This is a genomic window from Reyranella sp., assembly GCF_036558665.1.
GTDB lineage: Bacteria > Pseudomonadota > Alphaproteobacteria > Reyranellales > Reyranellaceae > Reyranella.
Map to the genome: position 1 here is coordinate 1 of NZ_DATBFE010000077.1, position 4244 is coordinate 4244.

Annotated in this window: 2 protein-coding genes and 1 pseudogene; 1 reads left to right on the top strand and 2 read right to left on the bottom strand. The window is 69.2% G+C overall.

What is annotated here, in order from left to right:
* The first annotated feature begins 194 nt into the window (after positions 1 to 194).
* Positions 195 to 886 (top strand): annotated as a pseudogene (locus VH499_RS13350) (glutathione S-transferase C-terminal domain-containing protein).
* Positions 887 to 926: 40 nt separating this feature from the next.
* Here VH499_RS13350 and VH499_RS13355 read toward each other — a convergent pair.
* Together VH499_RS13355 and VH499_RS13360 are read right to left on the bottom strand one after the other, a co-directional pair.
* Positions 927 to 3635, bottom strand: coding sequence for a protein kinase domain-containing protein (locus VH499_RS13355; RefSeq protein ID WP_332053233.1), 2709 nt, complete (start codon positions 3633 to 3635; stop codon positions 927 to 929).
* 98 nt (positions 3636 to 3733) lie between these two features.
* The coding region (locus VH499_RS13360) for an adenylate/guanylate cyclase domain-containing protein (RefSeq protein ID WP_332053234.1) at positions 3734 to 4244 on the bottom strand (511 nt) is incomplete at its 5' end.

Consider the following 4244-nt stretch of genomic DNA (forward strand, 5'->3'; position numbering starts at 1 on the left):
CCGAAATACTGCTCGATGAAGATCACGCAGGACGTGCGCGATTATGCGGCGCTGAACGACCAGCAGGCGGGCATGGCGGAGATGTCGGCCAAGTTCACCGAGATGGGCAGCGAGGTGTATCTGGATGCGGAGAAGGTGAAGGAGAGCAATAAGGCGCTGTAGGCCAGAGCGGAGAACACGGGGGCGACAGGGCGATCGTACTGACGTTCTATTGCTATCCCCCCTGTTCGGCGTCGCCGACAACAACGGCTATGGGCTGAAGGTCTATGCCTTCCTGAAGCTGGCGGGGATCAGCTTCGTGCACGAGCACCTGTTCGACGCCTCGGCGGCGCCGCGCGGCCAGCTTCCCTACATCGTCGATGACGGCAAGACGATCGGCGACAGCGACACCATCATCGCTCATCTCTTCGCCAGGTATCGCCCCGACATCGACCGCAGCCTGACGCAGGCCGAGCGCGACACCGACCACCTGGTGGGCCGCCTGCTCGACGATCTCTACTGGGTCATGTCCTACTCGCGCTGGAAGGACGAGCGCTACTGGCCGCTGTTCGCGGCGGCGCTCCGCCGCGAACATCCTCAGGTGACGGAGGCCGCCTTGCTGAAGGCGAGGGAGTACAACGCCCAGCGCTACCACTTCCAGGGCATCGGCCGCTACGCGCCGGACGCCGCCTACGCCCGCGGCCTCGCCGACCTCGCGGTGCTGGCGAACCTCGTGCCCGCGTCGGGCTTCGTGCATGGCGCCAAGGCGGGCGCCGTCGATGCCGCGATCTACGGGTTCATCGCCAACATCCACTTCTACGCCATCGATACGCCGTTGAAGCAGTTCGTGTCGGCGCACCCCAATCTCGTCCGCCACTGCACCGAGATCCACGCCGCAATCACCTGAGACGGCACGCCAGCCGCCCGCGAGGATCGCGTCGCCGGCGTCAATTGCCGGCGCGAAGCTGGACTCTTATCGTTCCGCGATTTGTCGCCAATTCAAGAGCAAATTGGCGCTCGCCGCTGGGATGGCCGGTAATCGTGGCCGGTCCCACGATGATGTCCTGTCCTTGCTGAAATACACAGGTCAAGGTTCCCTTGCCGCTCACCTGACCCGTCGCAGAAAGGTCGACCGCGAACACCTGCGGCGCACAGCCTGCCTTGTTCAGGGTGACCGTCCCGCGGCCGTTGTCGAGGGTCAACGCGAACTTCACGCTTCCGCTATTGGTGATTGCCGCCCCACTGGAGCCAGTGTAGCTGGAGTAGGCCCCATTGAACTTCGCCAGTGCGGACGTTGCGGCGGCCTGCTCCGCCGGCGACGCCTCGCGTGTCATGGCGAGCGTGCATTCGCGATCGACGACGGTTTCCCTGCCGCTGGCGCGAATGACGTTGCCCTCGAAGCGGCCGGTCAGTTTCGTGGAGGATTTGGCACGAAAGACTGTGGTCTCCACGCTTCCGGAGGAGTCGACCACCACCACAATCTTGCGCGTATCTCCCTGGAGATGAACGGGCAAGTAGTCCTTCGAGGAGCCCGATCCATTAGCCAGTCGCATCTCCAGATCGATCGTGAATGGTGGCGAGATGTGCGGGGCTTGGAACCCCACGGCCGCGCCGACACCGCAACTGTACGTCCCGCGCCACAGGCCATCCGCCGCTGGCGTCGACGCGGAGGCCGCAGCGGCCGGGGCGGCGCGTGGAGCGGCTGCCTCCGCCGCCATGCGCTTGTCGTCCCCGGCCTTCTTCCGGGCATCGTCGTCGAATCTCGCCACTGCGGCGGCGGCCGCACTCAGGAGCGCGTCGCGCTGGCCGGCATCGAGGAAGCCGGTGGCCGGCGCACCCGCCTTCTGCTGCCAGGCCGCGATCATCTCGCGCGAGCGTGACCCGAACACGCCGTCGCTGCCGCGCGTGTCGAAGCCGAGCGCGGTCAGCGCCACCTGGATGTGCTGGCGGTCGGCCGGCTCCAGCCGCAGCGCGTTCTCGGCCGCCTCGGCCTTCTTCTGGGCAGCCGCATCGGTCGTGGCCTTTTGCTTCGCCGCCGTCTCGGCCTCGGCTTTCTGGCGCGCCTGCTCGTCGGCCTGACGCTTGGCCGTCTCGGCCTCGGCCTTCTGGCGCGCCTCCGCTTCCGCGCGCTGGCGCTCGGCCTGCGCGCGGGCGAGCGCCTCGTCGGCCTGGCGCTTGGTCTCGGCCTCGGCCGCCGCCTTCTTCCGCGCCTCCTCCTCGGCCTGGCGCAGCGCCGCCGCCTCGGCTTCGGCCTTTTGCCGCGCCGCTTCCTCGGCCGCGCGGCGGCTGGCGGCCTCCGCCTGGTCCTGCTGGCCGGCATTGGCCTGCCGGCGCGTCTCGATGTCGGCCTTCAGTTGCTCGAGCTCCTGCTCGGCCTTGTGCCGCGCCTGGCGCGCCTGCTCGAGCTCCGCCTCGGCCTGGCGCTTGGCCGCCGCATCGGCATCGGCCTTGCGCTGTGCGTCCTCCTCCAGACGCCGCTTCTCGGCCGCCAGCGCGTCCGCCTGGCGCCGCTCGGCGAGCGCCTGCTCGAGCTGCTCCGCGGTCAGGCTTTGCGCCGCCGTGCTCACCGACGTCGGCGCATTGGCGCGATAGGCGTAGTAGTAGCCGCCGCACAACACCAGGAGAGCCAGGGCCGTCGCGCCCCACAGCGCCGGCCCTCCCGGCGCACCGGGCGCTCGCCGGCTGCGGCCCGCGGCGCCTGCGCGCCGGCCGGGTTTGCGCATCGCCTGGGTCAGTGCCTCGCCCGGGGCGTCGTCCCGCAGCATCTCGCGCCATTCGGCGATCGTCTGCGGCCGGTCGGCGGCGTGCAGCGTCAGCCCGGCATCGATGCCGGCCAGCAGCGTCGCCGGAAAACCCGGCGGCTGCAGCGTGCCCAGCGGTTCGTACGTGTCCTTCAGGATGCGTTCGATCGCGCTCGGCGGGATCTGCCCGGTGATCGCGTGGTAGAGCGTCGCCGACAGGCCGTAGATGTCGGTCCACGGCCCGAGCCTGGCCGAGGCGACGAACTGCTCGGGCGCGGCGTAACCCGGCGTGAAGATCGCGGTCAGGGTCGTCGAGCGCTCGGCCATCGCCGCCCGCGAGGCGCCGAAATCGATCAGCGTCGGGCGGCCCTTGTCGTCGAGCATGATGTTGGCGGGCTTGATGTCGCGATGGAGGAAGCGCGTGGCGTGGAACTCCTCCAGCCCCTCCAGCAGCGGATAGAGCAGCCGCTCGACGGCCTCCGAGTTCAGGGTCTTCTCGCGCAGCAGCCGTTTGTTCAGCGTCTCGCCCTCGACCAGGGCCATGACCATGTAGGCCGTGCCGTTGGCCTCGAGGAAATCGAAGACGCGCACGATCGCCGAGACGCGATCGAGCTTCGCCAGCGTCCGCGCCTCGTCGATGAAGCGCTCCCGGCCCCAGGCGAACTGCTCGGCGTGATCGGCCGAGCGCGGCACGACGGTGGTGCGACCCTCGCGCAGGGCCAGCGTCGTCGGCAGGTATTCCTTGATCGCGACGTCGCGATGCAGGGTGGTGTCATGCGCGCGGTAGGTGATGCCGAACGCGCCCTGACCCAGGACCGATCTCAGCTCGTAGCCGCGCAGAGCCGTGCCGGCCGGCAGCACGCCGTGCAGCCCCATCTGCGCGTCCGATGCCCGCTCGCGATTGACTTCAGGCATCGCCCTCTCCCCCTAGCCTAGAGTGCGGGCGCGACTGCAACCGTACGGAGCAGCGGGACGGTCCGTCAAGACTTCGGGCGGCCCCGGGCCTCGCCGGCCTATCCGCGGCGCGCCGGGCGCGAGTCGGCGACGTCGATATAGGTGATGGGCGGCGTGTGCTTCTTGAAGAGCTTGCGCGTCGCCGGCTGAAGCCGCCGGAACACCGACGGCGTCATGGTCATGCCCGTGCCCGGCAGCGTCGCCGCCACGCTCACCGGCTGGCCGTAGATGTCGATCACTTCCTCGCCCGGGCTGCCCACCCGCCCGATCGCCACCGGACCGAGATGCAGCTTCACCACGACCGGGCACTTGCCCACGCGTTGCGCGAGCCACGCTTCGCCCTTGTCCTTCACTTCCTGGAAGGCGCGCACCGCCGCGTCGACATCCTCGCCCGGAAAGGCTGCGAGGCCGGCGTCGAACACCGTCTTGACCAGGCGTCCGCCGGCATCCGCGACGATGCGGCCGGTGACGGCGAAGTAGCCGGACATGGTATCGAGCACGCGCTGCGGCTCGGTGGTCTCGGCGAAGCGGCGGAAGCCGCCGATATCGAAGAAGCCGACCAGCAATTCC

What these genes read in the sequence shown, in the direction of transcription:
- VH499_RS13355 (WP_332053233.1), bottom strand. Translation starts at nt 3,635, where the DNA reads ATGCCTGAAGTCAATCGCGAGCGGGCATCGGACGCGCAGATGGGGCTG.